At 33.6% G+C, this 22,282-nt stretch carries 22 protein-coding genes; 10 read left to right on the top strand and 12 right to left on the bottom strand.

Features of this window, described 5'->3' with window-relative positions; all coding sequences use genetic code 11:
• The first annotated feature begins 240 nt into the window (after positions 1-240).
• The 7 genes from fliW to HCAN_RS02355 all read left to right on the top strand — a co-directional run bounded on the left by fliW (position 241) and on the right by HCAN_RS02355 (position 7,810).
• Positions 241-678, top strand: coding sequence for a flagellar assembly protein FliW (fliW, locus tag HCAN_RS02325; RefSeq protein WP_006655126.1), 438 nt, complete (start codon positions 241-243; stop codon positions 676-678).
• A complete protein-coding gene (locus HCAN_RS02330; RefSeq protein WP_006655127.1) occupies positions 675-1,415 on the top strand; it encodes a pyrroline-5-carboxylate reductase in 741 nt (246 codons plus the stop codon). Before fliW ends, HCAN_RS02330 begins: the two co-directional genes overlap by 4 nt.
• Positions 1,412-2,308, top strand: coding sequence for a tRNA (adenosine(37)-N6)-dimethylallyltransferase MiaA (miaA, locus tag HCAN_RS02335; protein WP_006655128.1), 897 nt, complete (start codon positions 1,412-1,414; stop codon positions 2,306-2,308). The genes HCAN_RS02330 and miaA overlap by 4 nt, the downstream gene beginning before the upstream one ends.
• Before the next feature lie 121 nt (positions 2,309-2,429).
• On the top strand, positions 2,430-3,785 hold the full coding sequence (gene selA / locus HCAN_RS02340; RefSeq protein WP_006655129.1) for an L-seryl-tRNA(Sec) selenium transferase: 1,356 nt from the start codon (positions 2,430-2,432) through the stop codon (positions 3,783-3,785).
• The gene (gene selB / locus HCAN_RS02345) at positions 3,775-5,592 is read left to right on the top strand and encodes a selenocysteine-specific translation elongation factor (protein WP_006656755.1); all 1,818 of its coding nucleotides are present in this window, start codon (positions 3,775-3,777) and stop codon (positions 5,590-5,592) included. Before selA ends, selB begins: the two co-directional genes overlap by 11 nt.
• The gene (locus HCAN_RS02350; protein WP_006655131.1) at positions 5,586-6,581 is read left to right on the top strand and encodes a hypothetical protein; all 996 of its coding nucleotides are present in this window, start codon (positions 5,586-5,588) and stop codon (positions 6,579-6,581) included. Before selB ends, HCAN_RS02350 begins: the two co-directional genes overlap by 7 nt.
• Before the next feature lie 2 nt (positions 6,582-6,583).
• Positions 6,584-7,810, top strand: coding sequence for a molybdopterin molybdotransferase MoeA (locus HCAN_RS02355; protein ID WP_006655132.1), 1,227 nt, complete (start codon positions 6,584-6,586; stop codon positions 7,808-7,810).
• Here HCAN_RS02355 and pyrF read toward each other — a convergent pair.
• The 6 genes from pyrF to HCAN_RS02385 are packed head-to-tail and all read right to left on the bottom strand — an operon-like array spanning position 7,807 to position 11,736.
• Positions 7,807-8,490, bottom strand: a complete 684-nt coding sequence (gene pyrF, locus HCAN_RS02360; RefSeq protein ID WP_006655133.1) for an orotidine-5'-phosphate decarboxylase — start codon at positions 8,488-8,490, stop codon at positions 7,807-7,809. The two genes, HCAN_RS02355 and pyrF, sit on opposite strands and share 4 nt — an antisense overlap.
• Complete coding sequence (nusB, locus tag HCAN_RS02365) at positions 8,487-9,041, bottom strand: transcription antitermination factor NusB (RefSeq protein ID WP_006655134.1); 555 nt, start codon at positions 9,039-9,041, stop codon at positions 8,487-8,489. Before nusB ends, pyrF begins: the two co-directional genes overlap by 4 nt.
• On the bottom strand, positions 9,042-9,512 hold the full coding sequence (gene ribH / locus HCAN_RS02370) for a 6,7-dimethyl-8-ribityllumazine synthase (RefSeq protein ID WP_006655135.1): 471 nt from the start codon (positions 9,510-9,512) through the stop codon (positions 9,042-9,044). It lies immediately after the preceding gene.
• Positions 9,512-10,318 (bottom strand): 3-deoxy-8-phosphooctulonate synthase, encoded by an 807-nt coding sequence (kdsA, locus tag HCAN_RS02375; protein WP_006655136.1) that lies wholly within the window; start codon positions 10,316-10,318, stop codon positions 9,512-9,514. The genes ribH and kdsA overlap by 1 nt, the downstream gene beginning before the upstream one ends.
• Before the next feature lie 2 nt (positions 10,319-10,320).
• The gene (locus HCAN_RS02380; RefSeq protein ID WP_172617266.1) at positions 10,321-10,941 is read right to left on the bottom strand and encodes a carbonic anhydrase; all 621 of its coding nucleotides are present in this window, start codon (positions 10,939-10,941) and stop codon (positions 10,321-10,323) included.
• A 24-nt stretch (positions 10,942-10,965) separates the two neighbouring features.
• Positions 10,966-11,736, bottom strand: a complete 771-nt coding sequence (locus HCAN_RS02385; protein ID WP_006655138.1) for an OmpA/MotB family protein — start codon at positions 11,734-11,736, stop codon at positions 10,966-10,968.
• 97 nt (positions 11,737-11,833) lie between these two features.
• On the opposite strand from HCAN_RS02385, the gene HCAN_RS02390 reads away from it, so the two are divergent.
• The gene (locus HCAN_RS02390) at positions 11,834-12,427 is read left to right on the top strand and encodes a DedA family protein (RefSeq protein WP_006655139.1); all 594 of its coding nucleotides are present in this window, start codon (positions 11,834-11,836) and stop codon (positions 12,425-12,427) included.
• Positions 12,428-12,446: 19 nt separating this feature from the next.
• Here the strand turns inward: HCAN_RS02390 and HCAN_RS02395 are convergent, their stop codons facing one another.
• Entirely contained in the window at positions 12,447-14,195 is a 1,749-nt protein-coding gene (locus tag HCAN_RS02395) for a Na/Pi cotransporter family protein (protein WP_006655140.1), read from the bottom strand.
• A 171-nt stretch (positions 14,196-14,366) separates the two neighbouring features.
• Here HCAN_RS02395 and HCAN_RS02400 point away from each other — a divergent pair, with 171 nt between their 5' ends.
• Positions 14,367-15,581, top strand: coding sequence for an NAD(P)/FAD-dependent oxidoreductase (locus HCAN_RS02400; RefSeq protein WP_006655141.1), 1,215 nt, complete (start codon positions 14,367-14,369; stop codon positions 15,579-15,581).
• Positions 15,582-15,753: 172 nt separating this feature from the next.
• Here HCAN_RS02400 and HCAN_RS02405 read toward each other — a convergent pair whose 3' ends face one another.
• Genes HCAN_RS02405 through HCAN_RS02420 form a run of 4 tightly spaced genes read right to left on the bottom strand, consistent with a single transcriptional unit; the run spans position 15,754 to position 18,392 of the window.
• Complete coding sequence (locus tag HCAN_RS02405; protein ID WP_006655142.1) at positions 15,754-16,575, bottom strand: UDP-N-acetylmuramate dehydrogenase; 822 nt, start codon at positions 16,573-16,575, stop codon at positions 15,754-15,756.
• Positions 16,575-16,841, bottom strand: a complete 267-nt coding sequence (gene fliQ, locus HCAN_RS02410) for a flagellar biosynthesis protein FliQ (RefSeq protein WP_006655143.1) — start codon at positions 16,839-16,841, stop codon at positions 16,575-16,577. The genes HCAN_RS02405 and fliQ overlap by 1 nt, the downstream gene beginning before the upstream one ends.
• A 15-nt stretch (positions 16,842-16,856) precedes the next feature.
• Entirely contained in the window at positions 16,857-17,678 is an 822-nt protein-coding gene (gene fabI / locus HCAN_RS02415; RefSeq protein ID WP_006655144.1) for an enoyl-ACP reductase FabI, read from the bottom strand.
• 9 nt (positions 17,679-17,687) lie between these two features.
• On the bottom strand, positions 17,688-18,392 hold the full coding sequence (locus tag HCAN_RS02420) for a triose-phosphate isomerase (RefSeq protein ID WP_006655145.1): 705 nt from the start codon (positions 18,390-18,392) through the stop codon (positions 17,688-17,690).
• A 154-nt stretch (positions 18,393-18,546) separates the two neighbouring features.
• Here HCAN_RS02420 and HCAN_RS02425 point away from each other — a divergent pair, with 154 nt between their 5' ends.
• Positions 18,547-19,629 carry an FUSC family protein gene (locus HCAN_RS02425; RefSeq protein WP_006655146.1) on the top strand — a complete coding sequence of 361 codons (1,083 nt, stop codon included), beginning with the start codon at positions 18,547-18,549 and terminating at the stop codon, positions 19,627-19,629.
• A gap of 118 nt (positions 19,630-19,747) precedes the next feature.
• Here the strand turns inward: HCAN_RS02425 and HCAN_RS08255 are convergent, their stop codons facing one another.
• Entirely contained in the window at positions 19,748-22,222 is a 2,475-nt protein-coding gene (locus HCAN_RS08255) for an autotransporter outer membrane beta-barrel domain-containing protein (protein ID WP_006656757.1), read from the bottom strand.
• Positions 22,223-22,282: the final 60 nt, after the last annotated feature.

Here is a 22,282-nt window from a genome sequence, read left to right on the forward strand (position 1 = left end):
AAAATCTTCAACATACCTACAATTGCAAGGAAAATGATTTTTAATTTAAAGCTTTATAAAGGGTAATTATAGCGGATTTGTAATATATTTTTTATAAAATTACATTGATTTTTTGTTTTTATTGCGATAGAATTAAATTTTAGAATTCACTATATATGCAATTTAGGGTAAATAGCTTTTTACTAGTGAATAAAACTTAACAAATCCCATTTTGTTATTATTTTAGGTAAGGATTAGGTGATGGAATTTGCAGTTAAATCTCCAATTTTAGGTTTTGAACATATTCAAAAAATGAAGCTAGAAAAGATCTCAAAAGATGATGATACATTTATGCAGTTAAAAAGCTGCGAGAATGATGGCATTTCTTTTACTTTAGTGAATCCTTATTCAATGCGAAGTGATTATGAATTTGAGATTCCCTCTCCTATCAAAGCACTTTTGGAGCTTAAAGGAAAAACCAATATTGATCCCCAAAACTCTAAACTAGTTACACTTAATATTGTTTGTATTAGAGAACCTATTGAAGAATCAAGTGTAAATTTTCTAGCACCTGTATTGTTTAACTTTGAGAATTTGACTATGGCTCAAGTTGTTTTAGAGAATTTCAAATATGAGAACTTTGGTCTCTCAGAGCCTATTTCTAAATTTTTTGATTTTAGCAAAACTAACCAAGAATGAAAAGCCTTATTCTTTTAGGTTATGGCAAAATGGCAAGAGCTTTAGCTCTTGGCTTAAAAGATAAAGTTCATCTTCAGGTTGCAGGGAGAAATCCACAAAAAATTCGTGAATTTTGCAACGATTTACAACTCACTCCATTATTACAAAAAGACAATCTTATTGAAGTGCAAGATCAAGAAATTTTGCTTTGTGTTAAGCCTTATGCACTTCAATCTTTTCAGTTTGTTGGCAAAGCCAAATGTGTTTATTCAATTTTAAATGCCACTACTTTAGAAATTTTAAGAAGCAAGATACAATCAGAAGGCTTTATCCGTGCAATGCCTAATGTGGCTGCAAGTGTTGGTAAGTCGATTACTTCTTTGTGTGGCGATGAAGCTTATAAACAGCGAGCATTTGAGATTTTTAATGCCATTGGAAAAAGTGTTTGGATTGAAGAAAAAACAATGGCGGTGGCTGCAGCACTTGGGGGTTGTGCTCCTGCATTTTTGGCTATAGTAGCTGAATCGCTTATGGATGCTGGGGTTACAAATGGTTTAACACGCAATGAATCAAAAGAGATTGTTGAGGGACTATTTGAAGGATTTGGTGCATTACTGCAAACAACTCATCCGACACTTTTAAAAGAAAGTGTCATGAGCCCAGGTGGTTCTACCGCACAAGGTGTTGCGAGTTTGGAGAAAAACGCCTTAAGGAATGCTTTTTTTGAAGCAGTTATGGCTTCTAAAAATTTCGCTTGAAAATTTTTGCCATTTTAGGGGGTAGCGGTTCTGGAAAAACTGCACTTTCATTAGAAGTTGCGCAAAAAAAACAATGTGCGATTTTATCCCTTGATTCTTTAAGTGTGTATCAAGAAATTGATCTTATTTCAGCTAAGCCAACAAAAAAAGAGAGGGCAGGAATCCCTCATTTTGGCATTGATATTTTAAGCCCAACTCAATCCCATAATGTCCAAATATTTATCCAAGAATACCAAAAGGCAAAGGAATTTTGCCAAAACAATCAGCAGAATCTATTGATTGTTGGAGGCAGTAGTTTTTATCTTAAAATGCTTTTGGAAGGACTTTCAGATTTTGCTTTAGAAGAAAAACAAAGGAGCGAAATTTTAGAAAAAATCAATACTTTGGGCGATTTAGAAAAGCAATATAGCTTTCTAGAATCAATTGACAAGCAATGGGCGATTCGCATTAAGCCAACAGATTATTATCGTATTCAAAGGGCTTTGGAAATTTATTTTGCTACTTCAAAGATACCAAGTTTGTATTTTAAAGAGAATCCTCCAATCCCAATTATTGAAAATTGTGAAATCTATGAGATCGTTTGGCAAAGAGATTTTTTGCGACAAAGAATCAAACAAAGAACAAGGCAAATGCTAGAAAATGGAGCGATTGATGAGGTTTGCGGGCTTTTAAAGAAATATGGCAAAACTTATCAATGGGCAAAGAGTATTGGAATTAAAGAAATAGTTGAGTTTTTAGAAGGAAAATTTTCACAAGAAACGCTAGAAGAATTAATCTCTACACACACAGCACAACTTGCAAAACGACAAAGAACATTTAATAAAACGCAATTTAAAGAACATTTTTGTGGTGAAGTTAGAGAAGTTTTAATGCAAATTCAAAAAAATCTTTAAAGTAGAGATTTTAGGCAATATTTAGTAGCCCTTATTGAACTTTTTTATTTTTTAGTTTTATTTTACATAGAATAAAGCAAGAGTGCGTTATTGTATTGCCATTTAAATAAGTTAGGCAGAAATGGAAAATATTTTAAGGCATATTCCAAAAACAGATAAATTATTAAAGGCAAAGGCTTTAGAAGAGTGCAATGGAGTATTATTAAAGAAGATTATTATAGAATTTTTGGATATTTATCGTAATAATCTTTTAGAGGGTGGCGCGAGAATGGAGTTTGAAGAATGTGTGGAGTGTATTAAAGAAATTTATCGCAAACGCACAAAAAAATCCTTAAAATCACTCGTGAATGCAACTGGAATTATTGTGCATACTAATCTTGGGCGAAGTGTGTTTTCAAATGAGATTCTAGAAGAAATTAAGCCACTTTTGTGTGCTTATAATAATTTGGAATATGATCTAAAAGAAGGTGTTCGCAGTGAGCGATATATTCACTTAAAAAATCTTTTTGCTATGCTTCTAGGAGTGGAAGATGTTTTGGTGGTGAATAACAATGCAGCGGCAGTTTTTTTGATCTTTAACACTTTTGCTAAAAATAAAGAAGTGATTGTCTCAAGGGGTGAGTTAATAGAGATTGGCGGAAGTTTTAGGATTCCTAGGGTTATGGAGGATTCTGGAGCAATTTTAAAAGAAGTGGGAACTACTAACAAAACCTATCTTAAAGATTATCAAGAAGCGATTAATCCTAACACTGCTATGCTTTTTAAAGCACATAAGTCTAATTATGAAATTGCAGGTTTTAGTAAGGAAGTCAGCTATCAAGAACTTATTGCTTTAGCACAAGAGAGAGGATTGCTAGATTATTATGATCTAGGAAGCGGATATTTTGGCCTAAAAGGGCTAGATATTTTAAAAAAATACGAAATGCCTTTAGAAGAAATTGCAAGTTTAAATCCCTCTTTAGTGAGTTTTAGTGGAGATAAGCTATTAGGTGGTGCACAAGCGGGAATTATTTTTGGCAAGAAATGTTACATTGATCAATTAAAGCAGAATCAACTCTTAAGAATGCTAAGAGTGGATAAATTTACCCTTGCTGTTTTGGAAGCGACTTTAATGGCGTATTTGCAGGAAAAATACGAAAAGATTCCAACTTATAAAATGCTTTTGCAAACTAAGGAAATTTTGAAAAAGAAAGCAGAAAAATTGTTGGGGTTAGTCCAAGAAAGCTTTAAGCCTGTAATCTTAGAAACAAAGGGCTATAGCGGAGGTGGAGCAATGCCAAATAAGGCTTTAGAATCTTTTGGAATTGCCCTTAGTTTTAAAGATGAAAAGCAATTAGAACAACTTTTGAGAGAGAAAGGTGTTATTGCAAGAATTGAAAATGGAAAAGTGATTTTAGATGTAATGGCACTTTTGGAGGGAGATGAAAGGATTATTCAAAAAGCACTTTTGGAGATTGAGGAAAGTTATGCAAGATAATTTGATTCTTGGTGTAATGGGACATATTGATCATGGAAAAACAAGTTTGGTGCGTGCATTAAATGGGTTTTGGGGTGATGAAAGAAAAGATGAAAAAGAACGCGGAATCACACTAGATTTAAGTTTTTCAAATCTAAGCAATGGGGAGAGAAATATTGCTTTTATTGATGTTCCTGGGCATGAAAAATTAGTCAAAAATATGATTGCTGGGGCATTTGGATTGGATTATGGAATGTTAGTCATCGCGGCTAATGATGGCATTATGCCACAGACTTTGGAGCATTTAAGAATCGCAAGTTTGCTTGGAATTAGTGATTTTGTAGTGGCAATAAGCAAAGTAGATTTAGCAGATAAGGCTGAAGTTGTAGTGCTTAAAGAGCAAATTCAGAATCTTTTTAGTCAATTTAATACCCTAAAATACCAAATTTTTGAAGTTTCTTTTTATGATGAAGCAAGTGTGGAGAATCTTAAACAAGCACTCTTTGAATTACCCAAAAAGATTCATAGGGATTTGGGATTTTTCCGTTACTATATTGATAGAATCTTTGTGATTAAGGGTAGTGGTTGTGTAGTGAGTGGGACGCTTTTGGATGGTAATCTTACTTGTGATCAAAAAGTATGGTGTTGCAATCTTGATCGCCTTATAGGGATCAAAAATATCCAATGTCACGGCGAGTTTGTCAATGAAGCTAAAAGTGGGCAAAGGGTAGCTTTAAATCTTAGCGGTGTCTCACATCACGAGCTAAAGCGTGGAGATTTGCTAACTAAAAAAGGCTATTTGCGTGGATTTGATAGGATTGAAGTTGCTTTGGAAATGTTTGTAGAAATTCCACATAATGCTGAAGTTAATTTTTTTATTGGGGCATTAAAAATGCCGTGTCGGGTTTTATTTTTGGATAAAAATTATGCGACTTTGAAGCTTAAAAATCCGGTTTATAGTATTTTTAATGAGCGATTTATTTTGCGTGATGATAAACAAACTTTAGGTGGTGGGAGAGTTTTAAGTCCTATTGTTGATCCTATGAAAAAATCCCAAAAGCTTGAATTTTTAAAAATGCTAGATGAAGGGAATCTAAAAGGAGCCTTTGAAATTTTACTCCAAGCACATAAAAAAGGTTTTGGACTTATAAGTGCTTCACAGAGATTTGGAATCTCACAAATTGAAGCATTAAAGATTGCAAAAGAGATTCCACAATGCTTTGTGAGTGAGAAAAATCTAGTTGTGTATCCAAAAAAAGCAGAGGAATTATTAAGAGAAATTATTTTAGTAATTTTACAAAAGAATCCCAATGCACTTTTGAGCTCTGCCTTGCTTTGTCAAAAGCAATCGTGGGTAGCTAATGATTTTGCTCAAAGTTTGTTGGATAAACTTTTAAAAGAAGGGGTTTTACAAAAAAATGATTCATTTTATGTTTCTCCAAAGGCTAAGATTGGAAAAATAGAGGATTATTTATATCGCACCATTTATGCGTTGCTACAAAATCAAGGTTTTGAACCAATGGCACCTTACAACCTTTATGATAGTTTAGATATTGATCGAAAAAGTGGTGATGAGGTGTTTAAAAAGCTAACTAGGGAAAAAAAGATTGTGCGTCTTAATCATAAACTTTTTATTTGCACGCAATCTCTAACGCAGCTTTTGGGGGCAATGAGAGAAATTATCAAAAATGAGGGTTATTTGGATTTGAATAATTTTAAGGTGCATTTTAATCTTAGCCGAAAATATTTGATTGCCTATTTGGACTATTTGGATAGTTTTGGAGATATTCTTAACACTAATGGAAAAAGGACGCTAAAATCATGCTAGATTATTTGCAAAATCCTCCTATTTGTGCCCCCTTAATGCAAAAATTAATTGCGCAAGATCGCCCTAATTATTTAGCTATTACTCCTAGTGCAGGGCAAAAAATAAGCCAAGAAAATAAAGAATTAAGTCATTTTTTAGGCTGTGAGATGGCTCGTCCCTTTAGTTTTAATTTAGAAAGTTTTTATTTTTTACTCTCCAAACTTAGTCAAAAATACAAAGTCGCTCTTGTGCTTTCTTCTCATCAAATGCTTTATAGTGCCTACCTTGCTTTACCTAATAAAGAAGCAATAATTCCTATAATCCCAGATAAGAAAAGTGGTCAAATTGATGTCAAAAATGCCCTAGAAAAAGGGGCGGATTGCTTTTTGATTCCTTATTTAAATGAAGATATTCTTACTTTGAATCTTCCTTTAGATGAGACTTTAAAAGATGTTTTTACCCTTTGGGATATTAGCTATGCCTTAGCTTTAGGATTGCCTTTGCCAAAAAATGCAAATCTTTTAATTGCTAATGGAGAAAATTTGGGCTTAATGCGTCCTTTTGGAATTATGGCAGGTAAGGATATTTTGGATTTAGGTTTATATTTGGAAATTGAAAATCTTTATGGAGTGTTTTTAGAAGCAATTAAACTTCAAGGCACTCCTAAAGAAAATCAAGCTCAATTATTCTTTGAGATTCTAAAAAAAGAATTGCAAGAGGATTGTTATTGTTTTTTTGAGACACCTTCTAATACCCTGCCTCTAGGATTAAAGGGGATTAAGGCAAGGAATCTGATTCAGAGTTTGATTTTTGATGATATTTCTTTGATTAATGGGCAAGAGTGTCTTTTTGGATTTGCTAAGCCTTCTTTTGTGCTACAATTAATGGGCTATAGCGAGAATCAAGCAAGGGAACTTTTGAGTTTGAGTTTTAAAGAAAAAATAGAGATTGATATATTAGCACAAAAAATCATTCAAAAATACCGACAAATTAAATCATTACAAGGATAAAAATGCAAGCAGTTTCATTACAAGAAGCAATCAAGATTTTACAAAAGGCAGGTAGCAGTTTTGCAAAAAATAAAGAATTTTTGGCTTTATTAGAATCACAAGGGAGATTCTTAGCTCAAGATATTGTTTCTCAAAAGGCACTTCCAAGTTTTGATAATGCTGCAATGGATGGATATGCTATAAGGGCAGAAGATATGGGCAAAACAGCAAAAATCAAGGCTAGTATTTTTGCAGGGGATTGTAAGGAAATTAAGCTTGAATGTGGGGAATGTGCAAAGATTATGACAGGTGCTAAACTTCCCAAAAATGCCAATATAGTCGTGCCTTTTGAAGCTATTGAGGGAGGGCTTAATAATCAAGAGAGTATCACTATACCACAAGGGCTTAAAGTGGGGGATAATATTCGTCAAGTTGGTGAGGAAATCCCTTTGGGTAAGCAAATTTTTGAAGTTGGAGATGAGATTGATGAGAATGTTTTAGCGCTTCTTGCTTCACAAGGCATTAGCTATGTGAGTGCATTTAGGGAGCTTAGAATCGGTGTATTTTCTGGTGGAAATGAACTTAAAGAACCTTGGGAGTTAGCAGAGAATTACCAAATTTATAATTCTAATACCACAATGATTCTAGGGATTCTTAAAAGCTTTGGTTTTAAAGCAAGTTATGGAGGGATTTCAAAGGATAATAAAGAAGATTTATTGCAAGTTTTAAATATGCCTTTTGATATTATTTTTACAACAGGTGGTGCGAGTAAGGGAGAAGCAGATTTTATGCAAGAAGTGCTAGTGCAAGCAGGAGCGGAGATTCTGATTTCTGGTGTGCAGATTAAACCAGGTAAGCCTATTATGGTGGCAAGGTTAGAGAGAAAATTTATTGTTGCATTACCGGGGAATCCTTTGGCAGGAGCGGTATTGTTGCGTTTTTTAATTGTGCCATTTTTAAGAAATCTTGCTGGAGCTAACGCTCATTTTCCTCAAGCTTTAATGGTGAAAAATATTGAATCCTTTAGGTTAAAAAAGCGAATGGATGCTATGCTTGGAAGCCTTAGTGTAGAGGGGTTTTTACTAACTCAAAAAGGAAAATATACTTCAGGGCAAATTTTGCCACTTTGCCAAAGCAATGCCATTGCGCTTTTAAATGAAGAATGCACGCAAATAGAAGCAGGAGAGTGGATAAAGGTGCTACCTTATTCAATGATTTGGGGTAAGGTGGAGTGTGATTATATTAATTAAAGAGCTTGGAGAATCTTATCAATCACTTCTTGTGGATTTGAAGCTTTGTAAATAGGTCTTCCAACTACAATAAAATCACTCATTGCGGCTTTTGCATCTTGCAAAGTTGCGGTGCGCTTTTGATCTCCGTTATCTTCACCAAAAGGTCGGATTGCTGGAGTGAGTGTGAGAAAATGAGAATTGATTTTTTCTTTGATAACTCTTGATTCTAAGCAAGAGCAAACCACTCCATTAATCCCTGATTCATAAGCCATTTTGGCAAATTCTAAAACTTGAGTTTCTAAATTGCTATGATAAATTTCAAAAAAACTCTCCTGTTGAAAGCTTGTAAGCACTGTAACTGCCATAACTAAAGGTGGATTCTGGACTTTTTGTAATCGTTTTGTAACCTCACACATTGCTTCTCTTCCACTGCTTGCATGAATAGTTATCATATCCACTCCAAGCTTGGCAATTTCATCAATGCTATCGCCCATTGTGTTAGGAATGTCATAGAGCTTTAAGTCTAAAAAAATTTTAAAAGGATTAATGGTCTTGATTTGTTCTAGAAACTCTTTTCCATCACGAATAAAACTTCTAAGCCCAACCTTAACCCAAATTTCTTGTGAAGTTTTTAGATTGCTTAAAAGTGTAAGATTATCTTTTTTGTTTGGCATATCAAGGGCGATACAAAGCTTCATACTTTTCCTTTTTTAGGAGTATTTTGTTTTTTTGTTGAGTTGGTTTGATTCTTTGCTTTTGGAGTTTTGGATTCTAAATTTGTAGATTTGGCTGTATTGTTTGTGGTTTGTTTGATATTTTGCATTGATTCTTGGATGGTATGAATGGGGATTTGCAAATTCTTTGCAATGTTATCCAAAACCCCATTAATAAACTTTGCTGAAGCTTCATTGCCGAAGGTTTTTGCTAATTCTAGGGCTTCATTAATCGCGATAGCTTTATCAAGGTTATTAAAGGCAATTTCATAAACTCCAAGCCTTAAAATAGCTTTTTCCATATCTCCGATTTTTGTAAAATCCCAACTTTCAAGTTGATGAGCAATGCGCAAATCAAGTGATTCAAGATTTTCAATGACACCATTAAAGAGTAGGTTTGCAAAGTCTTTTTGCTTATTTTTGATTTTGTGTTCTCCAAAGATTTCATCGGCAAATTTAAAAATCGCATCATTTCCACTACCATAAGCATACAAAAGTTGCACAACAACTTCTCTTACATGGCTTCTTGTTGCCATTTATGCTCCAATTTTACGATAAAGATTAATAAGCTCAATGAGGCTACTCATTGCCTCAAAGCCTTTATTTCCCGCTTTTGTCCCTGCACGCTCAATAGCTTGTTCAATGGTATCTGTAGTTAAAACTCCAAAGGTTACAGCAGCTCCATAGCGAATAGTGACATTAGCAATACCTTTAGTGGCTTCAGCACTCACATAATCAAAATGTGGTGTAGAGCCTCTTATAATAGCACCTAAGCAACAAACACCATCATAATTACCTTGAGCAAGAACTTTTTCTAGTGCAAAAGGAATCTCAAAAGCACCTGGCACTAAAATATGTGTTAGATTTTCATCGATTCCGCCGTGTCTTAAGAAACAATCTTTCGCACCTTCTATCAATCTATCGGTAATGAGATGATTGAAACGACTTGAAATGATTGCAATCTTTTCATCGCCAAGTAATGATAAATCGCCTTCAATAATTTGCATTATAAATCCTTTTTAATAAGATGATTAATTTCAAGTAATTGATTGGATAATTTGAGCAATTCTTGTGGAGTTAGCATATTGGGTCCATCGCTTAGTGCAATTTTTGGATTAGTATGCACTTCAGCAAATAAGCCATCAATGCCAACGGCACTTGCTGCTCTAGCAAGAATAGGGGCAAAGCGAGAATCGCCACCACTTTTTCCATCAGCAGCACCAGGCATTTGCACTGCGTGAGTGGCATCAAAAATCACTGGAGCAAACTCTCTCATAATAACTAAAGAACGCATATCTACCACCAAATTTCCATACCCAAAACTACTACCGCGTTCAGTTAGGAGAATTTGATGCTTTTGTGATTCTTGATAGGTTGCTTCTTCTCCCCCACGAGTCTTAATGGCTTTTAGCACAGAATAGCGCATATCAGCAGGATTCATAAATTGTCCCTTTTTGATATTGACAATAGCCTTACTTTTTGCAACTTCCACAATCAAGTCCGTTTGACGGCATAAAAAGGCTGGAATCTGTAGAATATCTACAACTCTAGCTGCAAGTTTGACTTGATGAGTTTCGTGAATATCAGTTAGAAGTTTATAGCCAAACTTTTTTTTGATTCTAGCAAGGGATTCTAGTCCTTTTTCTAAGCCTGGTCCTCGATAAGAATCAAGACTTGTGCGATTTGCTTTATCAAAACTTGCTTTAAAGTAAAAATCAATATCAGGGTTAGTTGCAAGTGGCTTGAGCGATTCTGCAATTTCTTCTAAAATTTCATCATTTTCAATGACACAAGGTCCAGCAATAAAAATCATATCTATCCTTTGAGTAAATTAAATTCGTGTTTTTTAAAATCATAGCTATACACTTCGCCACTTTCAATAATGTAGTGCCAACCATAAATGTGTAATGTTCTTGCAAGATACTTTTCTTTGACATTGGGATAGGTAAAAAGATTCATGATTTGTTTTTCAATATTGATTTGTTCGGTTAGATAAGCACGCATTGCTTTATTTTGTGGATTTAAAGCAAGAACTTGTTTTTTGACAGGTTCAATTAGTTTAAGCCAATTTTGAACATTGGGCATTTTGGTAAAGTGATCTTCTTCATAGAGAGCTGCACAGCCTCCACAATGGGAATGTCCGCAAATAATGATATTTTCAACTTGGAGTTCTTCTAGGGCATATTCTATGGCGGAAGTTGTAGCAAGATACTCTTCGGCTTTTCTATAAGGCGGGACAATATTAGCGATATTTCTCACAACAAAAAGTTCGCCTGGGAGAGTGTTTGTAATAAGATTTGGGACAACTCTAGAATCAGCACAACCTACAAAAAGCGTGTGTGGATTTTGCCCTTCTTTGAGATTTTCAAAAAGCTCTTTGTAGGCAAGGAAGTTTTCTTCTTTAAATTTAATTGCACCTTCAAAGAGTGTTTCAATGGAGCTTTGTGCCACTTAAATCCTTTAATTTGACTTAGTTGGATTTTTTGTAGGATTAGAAAAATCTTCTCCTATACTATAGATATACAAATCCACGCGTCGATTTTTTGCCCTAAGTTCTGGAATTTTATTGCTAGCAATTGGGGAAAATTCTCCTTCGCCACCACCTAAAACCCTTTCTTTTGAGATGCCCTCTGTAATGATAAGTTCAGCAACATTGACACCTCTAGCAATGGAGAGTTCTAGATTATCCGCAAAGATGGGATTTTCTCGCATTGGGACATTATCTGTATGTCCAATAGCTTTAATTAGTGCTGTTTCTGGGAGTTTATCAAACTCTAAGGTTAATCTTTTTAGAAATGCAAGTCCGCTAGAATTAGTTAAAGTCGCACTACCACTTTCAAAGAGTAATGATTCTGGAATGCGAATAATCACACCTTCTTCAGCTTCTTCAAATTCAACAGCTGGACCATTAGCAAGTTTGTTGATTTCGTTGTATTCGGTAATAAGACTAGCAAAGATATTGGTTGCATCTTCCATTTCTTGTTGGGCTTCAATAGGAGTTGCAAGAATTGGAGCAGGGGGATTGATTTGTGTTTTTACACCATTTTCAAGCACCGCAAAAGTCCCTTCTAAAGAACCGATTGCTTCATCAATTTTTTCAGTGGTAAAAGTAGCCATAGAAAGTAGTAAAATAAAGAAAGTCAAAATGAGTGTAACCATATCACCATAAGTTCCAAGCCATAAAGGAACGCCTTGCGGACATTCACAGGGAGGACATTTTTCTTTTGCCACTTTCTTTTTTCCTTGTTTAATTTTATTAAAAAATTTTTTAATTATAACTAGGTTTTAGTTATAATTTAATTTAATTTTTGAAATAAGTGAGGAATTTTTGCAAACAATTATTGATTTTGTTGTGAATTTTGTTGGTGATTTGGGGTATTTTGGAATCTTTTTTATGATGTTTTTAGAGAGTAGCTTCATTCCTTTTCCAAGTGAAGTGGTTATGATTCCTGCTGGGTATTTGGCTTATCAAGGGGAAATGAATTTTTTTGTTGCAATATTTTTTGGGATTCTTGGTTCTTTAGCGGGTGCATTATTGAATTATTATTTGGCATTATTTTTTGGAAGAGAGATTCTTATTAAATATGGAAAGTATGTTTTTTTTGATGAGAAAACGATGAAAAAAATGGAAGATTTTTTTGCTAAACACGGACATATTTCTACCTTTAGCGGGAGACTTATTCCAGTTGTAAGGCAGTATATTTCGCTTCCTGCTGGGCTTGGAAAAATGAATTTAGCTGTTTTTTGTTTTTATACTTCTTTGGGGGCGGGAATTTGGAGTTTCATTCTTGTAGCTTTGGGGTATTTTCTAGGACAAAATGAAGATTTATTGAAAGAATATTTGCATTGGATTACTTTAGCTTTGGTGATTGGGGTGGCACTTGGAATTGCCATTTATGTAGCTTATCAAAAGAAAAAATGATTTTTTGGGGTTTATAAATTTATGCTGTTTCTTTGGCAAAAATAATCTCAACTGCTTCGATTAATTGATTAGCAATTTGAGCAATAAAGGCGCTGTCATTGAGAATTGAAGTCCCATTGGTAACGCTAATTTTTTCTTGCGTGATAAGCGTTTCTACATTATGGAGCGTGTGGTAGTCTTTTTCTTTGAGTAGATTTTTGGCGTTTTTGAGTTGAGAGAGAATGAGATAAGCATTACTATCATCCATTAACTTAAGCTCTTCTACGCTTCTTAAAAGTTCTCCTAAATCTTTACGCATTGTATTGTATTGTTCGGCTAATGCTTTGTTTGAGGAGCTAGAATAAACTTTCATATTGGTTTGAATGATTTTGAGATTTTTTGTAGCTTCTGCGATATTGCGTGAGGCAATTTTAAAAGCAAAGATTTTTGCTAATTTTTCTTCCTCGGTAACATAGGTTTGGGCTTTTGTGGAAAATTCCATAATTGCATCAAAAAGCACTTTGATTTTACGCTTATAAAGATAGTCTAAATCTACATTTCCACTAAACCATTTTTTGGTTTGTATAATAGAATCAAAGCTTTCATTACCACGAATATCACTGCGGTTAAATCCGATGGTGTGTGCAATCATTGCATAGGCATTATTATAGAGATGCACACTTTCTTTTTGTAGGGCTTCAATAGCGGTATCAGGGTAGCTAACAATATTTTGATTTAAGAAAAGTGGTGCATCCATATCTCTATCTTTTGGAGCTTTGATTATTTTATCAAGGATAAAGACAATTTGTTTAATAAAAAGAGAAATAAACAATACTGCAACAAGATTGAATAAAGTATGAAAAAGTGCGGTTTTTAAGGCAAGATTATCTTGTGGAATTCCTAAATAATTTGCAATTAAATTAACAAGATCGACAAAATAAGGGAAAAGTGCAATCACAATGAGTGCGATGGTGAAGTTAAAAATGCAATTAGCCATAGCAAGCTTTTTGCCTTCAATATTGGCACTAAAGCTTGCAACAACGGCTGTAACGACACCACCAACACTTGTTCCCAAAGTAGCTGCAAGAGCGTTTTCAAAACCAATTTGCCCACTAAGTAATGCCGCGATGATAATAGCTAAAGTTGCGTGGCTTGATTGCACGATTCCTGTAGTGATTGCACCAAGTCCTACAAAAATCAAAACACCTTTAAAGCCTTCAAAATTAAAGCGAGATAAATCCATAACTTCTTTGTAAGCTTCAAAGCCATTTTTGATGTAATCTACACCTAAAAAGAAAAATCCAATTCCCATAAAGATAAGTCCAATTCCTTTTAGCAAAGAATCTTTTTGAAAGCCAAGTAAAGTCCCGCAAACAATAAGTGGAATAGCAAGGATAGAGATATTAATGCTTGTTAATCCAACAATAAGCCAAGAACCAGCACTATTACCAAGATTTGCTCCAAAGACGATTCCTATACCTTGAGCTAAAGTGATTAAACCTGCTGAAAGGAAAGAAATTGAAATGATTGAAACGAGTGTGGAAGATTGCATTAAAATGGTAGTGATAACTCCAAAGGTAATGCTTTTAAATCTTGTGTCTGTAGATTTTTTGAGAATCTTTTCTAATAATCCGCCACTAAAGGTTTTAAATCCATTGCTAAGGTTGGTCATTCCTACAAGTAAGATTGCAACTCCTGCGAGGATTTTTGCAACTTCAGGAAAAACAATTAAAAAATAAATTAAAGCAATGATGAGTAAAATAAGTGCATAGCGTCTAAGATTCTGCAATTTTATCCTTTTAAAAATCTCAAGGCTAAAATTATAGCAAAGCTTAAGAGGTTATGCCAACTTGCTATTCAAATAAAAACTTTTAAAAGTAAAATTATATTAAACTTTTTATTTGTTTCTTAATGAATTTAAATTAGTATATACCCAAAATCATTATCAAAGGATTCTCTAATGGAGCAAAATACGAAGAAAATCTTGATTATTGGTGGAGGTTATGGGGGATTAAAAGTAGCACTTGGATTACAAAGGAAGCTAAAAATTAAGGCTGATGTTACTTTAATTAGCAAACACGATTATCATTACCAAACAACTTTGTTACATAAAGTAGCAATAGGAACCCTTAGTGCAAGAAAAGCAAGAATCTATTATCGTAAGATTCTCAATCCTCAAAAAGTAAATTTTATTAAAGATAAAATTATTCAACTTTGCCCCAAAGAAAATAAAGTTATTGGCAATGGCGGAGAGTATTTTTATGATTATTTGGTGATTGGACTTGGGTTTAAACCAGATAGTTTTGGCATTAAAGGAGTAGAAGAATATACTTATAAGCTTTCAAGCCTTAATCGTGCTTTGAAGCTTGCTAAAAATATCGAAAATAAATTTAAGGACTTTATTCATACTAAAAACCCAAAAGATTTATGTGTGATTGTTTGTGGAAGTGGATTTACTGGGATTGAATTTGCCGCAGAACTTGCGACACAATTAGATGAATTGTGTTTGATTTGTGGAATTGATAGAAAAATCCCAAAAATTATTTGTATTGGACGATCACCTCATATTTTGCCTGTATTTAATCCTAAATTAGTCAATATTGCAGAAGAAAAATTGAAGAAATTGGGGGTAGAAATCGTTAATGGTGGGAATATCAAAGAAATACAAAAAAATAAGGTCTTAGTAGAAAAAGAAGGGAAAATGATTGAATTTGAGGGTAACACTATTATTTGGAGTGCTGGAGTAAGGGGAAGTGATATAGTTGAAAAATCAGAAATACCCAATAAAAAAGGTCGTATCAAAGTAAATTCGCAGTTGCAATGCGAAGAATTCCCAAATATTTATGTGGTAGGAGATTGTGCAATTGCGGCTAATAAAGATGCTATTCACGCACCAACTGCACAACTCTCTGCACAAATGGGAGATTATCTTGCAGAGCTTCTTTGTGCGAAGTTAGAAGGTAGAGAGTTTAAGAAACCTTTCAAATTCAATCATAGAGGGACGGTTTGTTCTATTGGGCATACAGATGGAGTGGGAATTGTCTATCATAAAAATGTGAATGGAGAGTTGGCTGCCTTTATGAAAAATACTATAGAAAATAAATGGCTCTTTAGCATTGGAGGTTTTGAAATGGTGTTTAAAAAAGGGCAATTTAGATATAGAACTAGCAATTAGATTGACTTTTTTTGATTCTATTTTAAAAAAGAGAAACTTTAAGGAAGTAATGAAGTTATTTTAAGAGAGATTGTGTTTGCGGAATAAATCTAGGAGTGCAAGGCAATCTTAGTATTAATAATTGCTAAGTTTTTTAGAAGAGATTAGCTTATAATATAAAAATGATTGTAAATTATTTTAGAATTTGCACTTCATTTTGGAGTGTAATTTTATGTTGCTCAAAGACAGCATTCCTTGCTAATTCAATCAATTCTAAAGATTCTTCAAAAGAAGCTTTACCTAAATTGACTAAAAAATTAGCGTGTTTTGGGCTAAACATTAGTGATTTGTTGCTTCCAAAGGCGACTCCTTTTAAGCCCACAGATTCGATTAATCGTCCTGCGAAATCATTGGGCGGATTTTTAAAGCAACTTCCAAAACTAGGCTCTTTTGGTTGATTGGATCGCATTTTGGCAAAAAGGTCAGTAAGTTTAGGATTAAAACCGCTTTGTTTTTTAAAAATACCTGCAAAAATGAGTGTTTTTATTGTGCTTGAACGATAAGATAGATTAAGAGAATGTGTGGGGATAAATTCGAGCGATTGCGAATTTTTTAGACTCAAGATTCCAAGTAAGGAGGATTTAATTTCGTATTCTTTTAACCCAGCATTCATTTTGATGATTCCGCCGATACTTCCAGGTAGCCCACTTAGGATTTCAAAACCTGCTAAATTGTGCTTTTTGGCATAGGAGAAAAGCTTTCCGCTTGGAGTGAGTGCGCCTACTTCTAAAAAATCTCCACAATCTTTGATATAAGAAAAATTTTTATCAAGCATAATAAGGTTTTTTGCATTGGGCGAAACAAGGAGATTGTTAGCAGCACCAATGATTTTTGGGGTGATTGTGTGTTGTAATATTTCATAATAGTCTTGTGGATTTTGAATGAGAGAGACTTGTAGAGTAGGTCCAATTTTGATACTACTATAAATAGAAAAATCGATTGTTTTGTGAATCATTAAAAAATAAAGTTAGGCATCATATTAAAGATTCGTGCTGTGAAATCAATGAGCATATTAAGCATCCACGGCATTGTAAAAATAATAACCACAATAACTGCTAGAATTTTAGGCACAAAGGTTAGTGTCATTTCATTAATTTGTGTCGTGGCTTGAAAAATGCTAATAAGCAAACCAACAACTAATCCTACAAGCAACATTGGAAGCGACAAAATGAGCGTAATTTTGTAGGTTTCAATTGCGAGATTCATAAGTTGTGCTTCCACTTTTACCCTTTTGTATTATTTTACTCTATCCCAGACTAGAGAGGCTTTGCCATCTATTTCTTCAACTGCACACATTCCCATAATGTTATAGCCACAATCGACATAGTGGATTTCACCTGTTACAGCACTTGAAAGTGGCGAGAGTAGATACATTGCAGAATTCCCCACTTCTTCAATGGTAACATTTTTGCCTAAAGGCGCATTGGCTTCATTCCATTTAAGAATAAATTTAAAATCTCCGATTCCACTTGCTGCAAGGGTTCGGATAGGTCCTGCAGAAATGGCATTAACTCTAATTCCTTTTTTGCCTAAATCGTGAGCCAAATAGCGCACACTTGATTCTAAAGCCGCTTTTGCTACCCCCATCACATTATAATGTGCCACATGTTTAACACTTCCTAGATAGCTAAGAGTAAGAATTGAAGCATCAGGAGCTAAAATGGGTTCAAGTTCGCGACATAATTCAATGAGAGAATACACTGAAACTTCCATCGCGACATTAAAGGCTTCTTTGCTTGTTTCCAAAAAGCTTCCATCTAAAGCTTCTTTAGGAGCAAATGCAACGCTATGCACGAGAAAATCAAGCTTCCCAAAATCTTTTTTAATCTGCTCTCTTAGATTTGCAAAATGTTCTTTTTTGCTCACATCAAGTTCATAAACATATTGCGAATCGCCAATTTCTTCTGCAATAGGTAAAACGCGTTTTTGGATTGCTTCATTCATATAGGTTAATCCAATTGTTGCTCCTTGTGCTTTACAAGCTTTTGTGATTCCATAAGCAATGGATTTGTTATTAGCTACCCCTACGATTAAGCCTTTTTTGCCATTCATTATCATTTTTGCTCCTTAAAGTGAATTTTTTAAGATTTCCAAAAAGCTAGAAATTTCCCAGCTAGAACTACCAACAAGCACACCATCAACACTATCAATTTGAAGAATCTCTTTGACATTGTTAGGTTTAACGCTGCCCCCGTATAAAAGCGAAATTTTACCTAATTTTTGCTTTAAATGCGTGTGAATGGTTGTAATTTCTTCTAAACTTGCGCTCACACCAGTCCCAATAGCCCAAATTGGTTCATAAGCAAAAATAAGGTTGGGATAGTTTAAATCAATACCTTCTAGTTGTGAATCTAAAAAGTCAAGAGTGGATTGCAGTCCTTGTTTTTTTATGTCTAGTGTTTCTCCGATGCAATAAAAAATTTCAAATTTTCTTTCTTTAAAAAAAGAAAATTTCTTTGCACACATTGCTTGGGATTCGCCTAGGATTTCACGCCTCTCGCTATGCCCAATTAAAAGGGTTTGAATCTTAAATTCATTTAATTGTTCTAATCCTATCTCCCCAGTAAAAGAACCATTTTCTGTAAAATAAGCATTTTGTGCTCCGATTCTAAAATGAGTAAAAGAATCTTCAAGTAAAGCGGTTGCAGGAGGGAAAATCACTATTTTATGAGGAAAATTCTGTGTTTGTAAAAAGTTTTTTAAATTTTCACAAAAGACTTGTGTGGATTTTCTTGTGTGATTGGTTTTAAAATTACTTGCAATGATTTTCATATGCTAATTCCTTGCTAAATTTGTAAGAATTTTTATTTGATAGGGATTATAGCAAATTTCAAAGTTAATCAAAACCATTTAAAATGTATTATAATTTCAACAAATGAGAATAAAATTTAAAATAAAGACTAAATAAGGCTTAAAAAGGAATATGATGTCATTTTTCAAAAAAATAACAGATGAGGCAAAATTGATTTTCACTTGGAATAAGAGTGATAGACTTTGGCAAATGCCTTTTTTTGCAGGGCTTGGGGTGGCAATTATTTTATTTGTAGCGGCTTACTTTAAGCGTCCGGATTTAGGGCTTGTAGCAATTATTGGGGCAAATATTTTTTTATATGTTCCAGATACCCCCATTTATCATAAAATGATTCTTAGTATGTCTTGTGCTTTTGGGATTACTACAGCTTTTACTTTGGGGCTTGTGGGGCAAATTTTCCCTTCTTTTATTCCTTTGATTGTATTTGTCGTAACTATGGTTAGCGCTCAAGTAGTGCGGTATTTTAGTATCGGCGCTCCTGGATTTTTCTTTTTTACTTTTGCAACTTTGCTTGGAGCTTTTATTCCTTTTAAATTAGAGGATTATTTTATGGCAATAGGGCTTGTGGCTATTGGAGCTATGGTAGCTAATGTGATGGTATTATTATATTCTCTTAGTGTGATTTATCTTTTTAAACACACTCCAAAACCGATTCCAAAAGTGGGTGATTTTGGATTTGGAGTGATTGTTGTAGATCCTATCATTATAGCTTTTTTTGTAGCTTTAGCAATGGTGTTGCAAAATGTTTTGGAGCTAGAGAGAGGCTATTGGGTTGGAGTGAGTTGCGCAGCAGTTTTAACAGCCATTACCTTTAAGCAAATTTGGATTAAGCAAACACAGAGAATCTTAGGAACAATTCTTGGGGTAAGTTTTGCTTATATACTTTTGCATTTTGAGTTTAGCCCTATAGAATTTGCACTTTTAATGATGAGTTTAATGTTTTTTTCAGAATTAATTGTGGTGAGAAATTATGCATTAGCAATGGTTTTTTTAACGCCTTATTCAACTTATTTGGCAGAAGTTGGGAGTTTTATGAATTATAATCCAGATATAATTATTCAAGCAAGGGTTTTGGATATTATCCTTGGTAGTATAATCGGGCTTATTGGCGGAGCAGTCATGCATTGGGGAGCCTTGCGTAATGTATTGGAGAGAATTACACATAAGATTGTTTATAAATGGGTGGGAAATGAATAGAGAATATTTGATTTATTTTAAATGAAAAATAAATTATATTTATTTATTCTTTAATCAGCCCTATTAAAATTTCAAACTAGCTAGAAATTAAAGATAATTTATTTCTAGCTAGTAACTTTTAAAACTTATACTTTATCCCCATATTTCCACTTAAGTAAGTTTCATTTTTAGAATCTACTTTTCCTGCTAAGATTTGTTTAGCTCCAATCCCTATATCTAAACTTAGACTATCATTTAAAGAGATATTTCCTCCTACAATTAATTGTCCATAAGTCTTTTTCTTCTCTTCTCCTTTAATAGAAAAAGAAGTATTAGAACCTACAAAGCTAGCTATATAATCATCTCCATTATTAACTACATATTGTTCTATTTTAGGAGTTATAAATAAATAAGAGCTTTCATTAAAATATTTTCTAGCCTCTAATCCTAATTCTAAACTCAAAGAATTATTAGTATTAGATTCTACATTTCTTGCTAAGCTACCTTTTTCAGTATAGCTTGGTGTATAGCTATAATAATAATTCACTCCTACAAAGGGTTTTAAAAATAATCCATTGTTTAAATTAAAGACTTTACCAATATTAGTATTAAACCCAATAAACTTTCTATTAAAATCAGCATTATTTAAACTTCCTGCTAAATTAATATCTTGCTTTGTATCTCCTATTTGTCCATAGAGTTTAGAGTTTAATTCCCAAGAATGATTGAATCTATAAGAACTATAAATACCTATTTGATAATTATCAGAATCTTGTGTGTTTAGCTTATCTTTGATTTTAGAACTTGCATAAGTAGCATAGATTCCTAAAAGTAAATTTTCATTAAATTCTTTATCTGCACCTATGCTTATTCCATACAATCCTCCACTTTCTCCATCAACTATATTTGCTCCACCAAAAGCATTTGCCCATACACTATTTTTATAAGTTTTTGTGCCATAATAGTCATAAGGAATATCACTGGCTATATTAGAATTATTTGCTAAAGCATTTGTCTTTAATGTATTTGCAAATTTTATTTCACTATAGGGATTATTAATTCTAGCTATTCTTCCACCTAGAGCCATATCATTAGAGATATTTATAGCACCATTTACAGAACTACTATTATTTAGAGTATCTATGCTACTTTTTGCACTTTCTCTTACATCTTTAAAGAAGTTTTTATTTGTGATTGCACCTATACCTACACTAGCATTAATATTAGAGTTAATCAAACTATCAAAGATACCTTGTGCTTCGTTTAGGTTGCCGGAAGATTGCATAGAATCTGCTGTTTTAGCAGTGTTTGTAGCACCACCCATAATGCCTGTTGTGAGGAGCAATTTATAGTTATCTGCTTGAGAGCCTTTAAGGTTAGATACTTTTTCAAAAATGTGTTTGGTAGTATTTGTAATTTCAATGCCCATCGCGTTCATTTTATCTTCGGTTGTTAGAGATTCTTCGCCACTAGAATTAATCTTATTAAGAATTTCCTCTTTTTTTGCAATTTGTGCTTGTAGATCTTCTAAGATAGATTTTTTAACCGGATCTTGTGAGTTTTCTAAATCTTCTATTTGTATGATTTTCTCTAAATGTTCTTTTTCAAATGTTAAAATTTCTTTTGCGCTGTTGATTTTTGTAGAATTTACCCCACCGCTTATAATTAAGTATTCTTTACCATTGTTTTTTTCCACGCTTAATTTGTAATTTACAAAATCTCCCACATCCATAGGAGTAAGGTAAGCACTTCTCTCTATTTCTATGAATTGGTTTGCAAGATTCTCATCACTCACGATATCGTAAATGCTATTAATAATGCTTGCACCTGCGGTATTGCTAGTGGTTACATCGCTATTAAAGCTATTTGCACTTGCAAAAACAAATCTATCTAAAAAGAGGTTATTAAAGCTTGTAGAAATCACAGAAAAATTCGATTCTTTAATATTTACATTGCCTTTAATATCAAAGTTTAAGGAACCATTACCAACACCTTCAAATCTAGTTTTATTTGCCTCCAAATTCCCCCAAATTGTTAAGCCACCATTATAATCACCATCGCCAAGCCCACTGCTAGCAATCGTTACAGAAGAGCCAAAACCATCAGAATCAGTGGGTAATTGTGTTCCTGTTAGTTTTACATTTCCGCTTAATGTGCTTTCTTGCCTAAAATATTGTAAATTCATATCAGTCATATTGATTTGTGAGGCAGTAATATCTGCATTAATCAAATAGGAAGTTTTGTCACCTCCAACGATATTTCGAGTATTTGTTAAATCAAGCACTCCATTACCTAAATCAATAGTTACAAATGTATTTTCTCTATTTACGCCCTTGGGGACAAACTCATATAAAGCACTATTGATTTGTAAATTTGTATCTTTGTATCCCTCTTTAAAAACGAGATTTGCAGCATCGCGGCTTGAATCTATTTCTATATCAAAGTAGTCTTTCAATTGGCTTTCATCATAAATTGTGATTGGGCTGTTATTTTGTGATACTTGTCCCGCATTAATTTCTTGTGTTTGTGTTGTTAGTTCTTGTGCACAAATACTCACACTCCCTAACACTCCTAAACCAAATATTGCTCTTGACGCAATAAGAGATAATTTCATTCTTACTCCTTAAAAATTTAAAATAAACTTGTTATTATGCCCCCCCCCCCCCCCCATGAA

Source organism: Helicobacter canadensis MIT 98-5491 (assembly GCF_000162575.1).
Lineage (GTDB): Bacteria > Campylobacterota > Campylobacteria > Campylobacterales > Helicobacteraceae > Helicobacter_D > Helicobacter_D canadensis.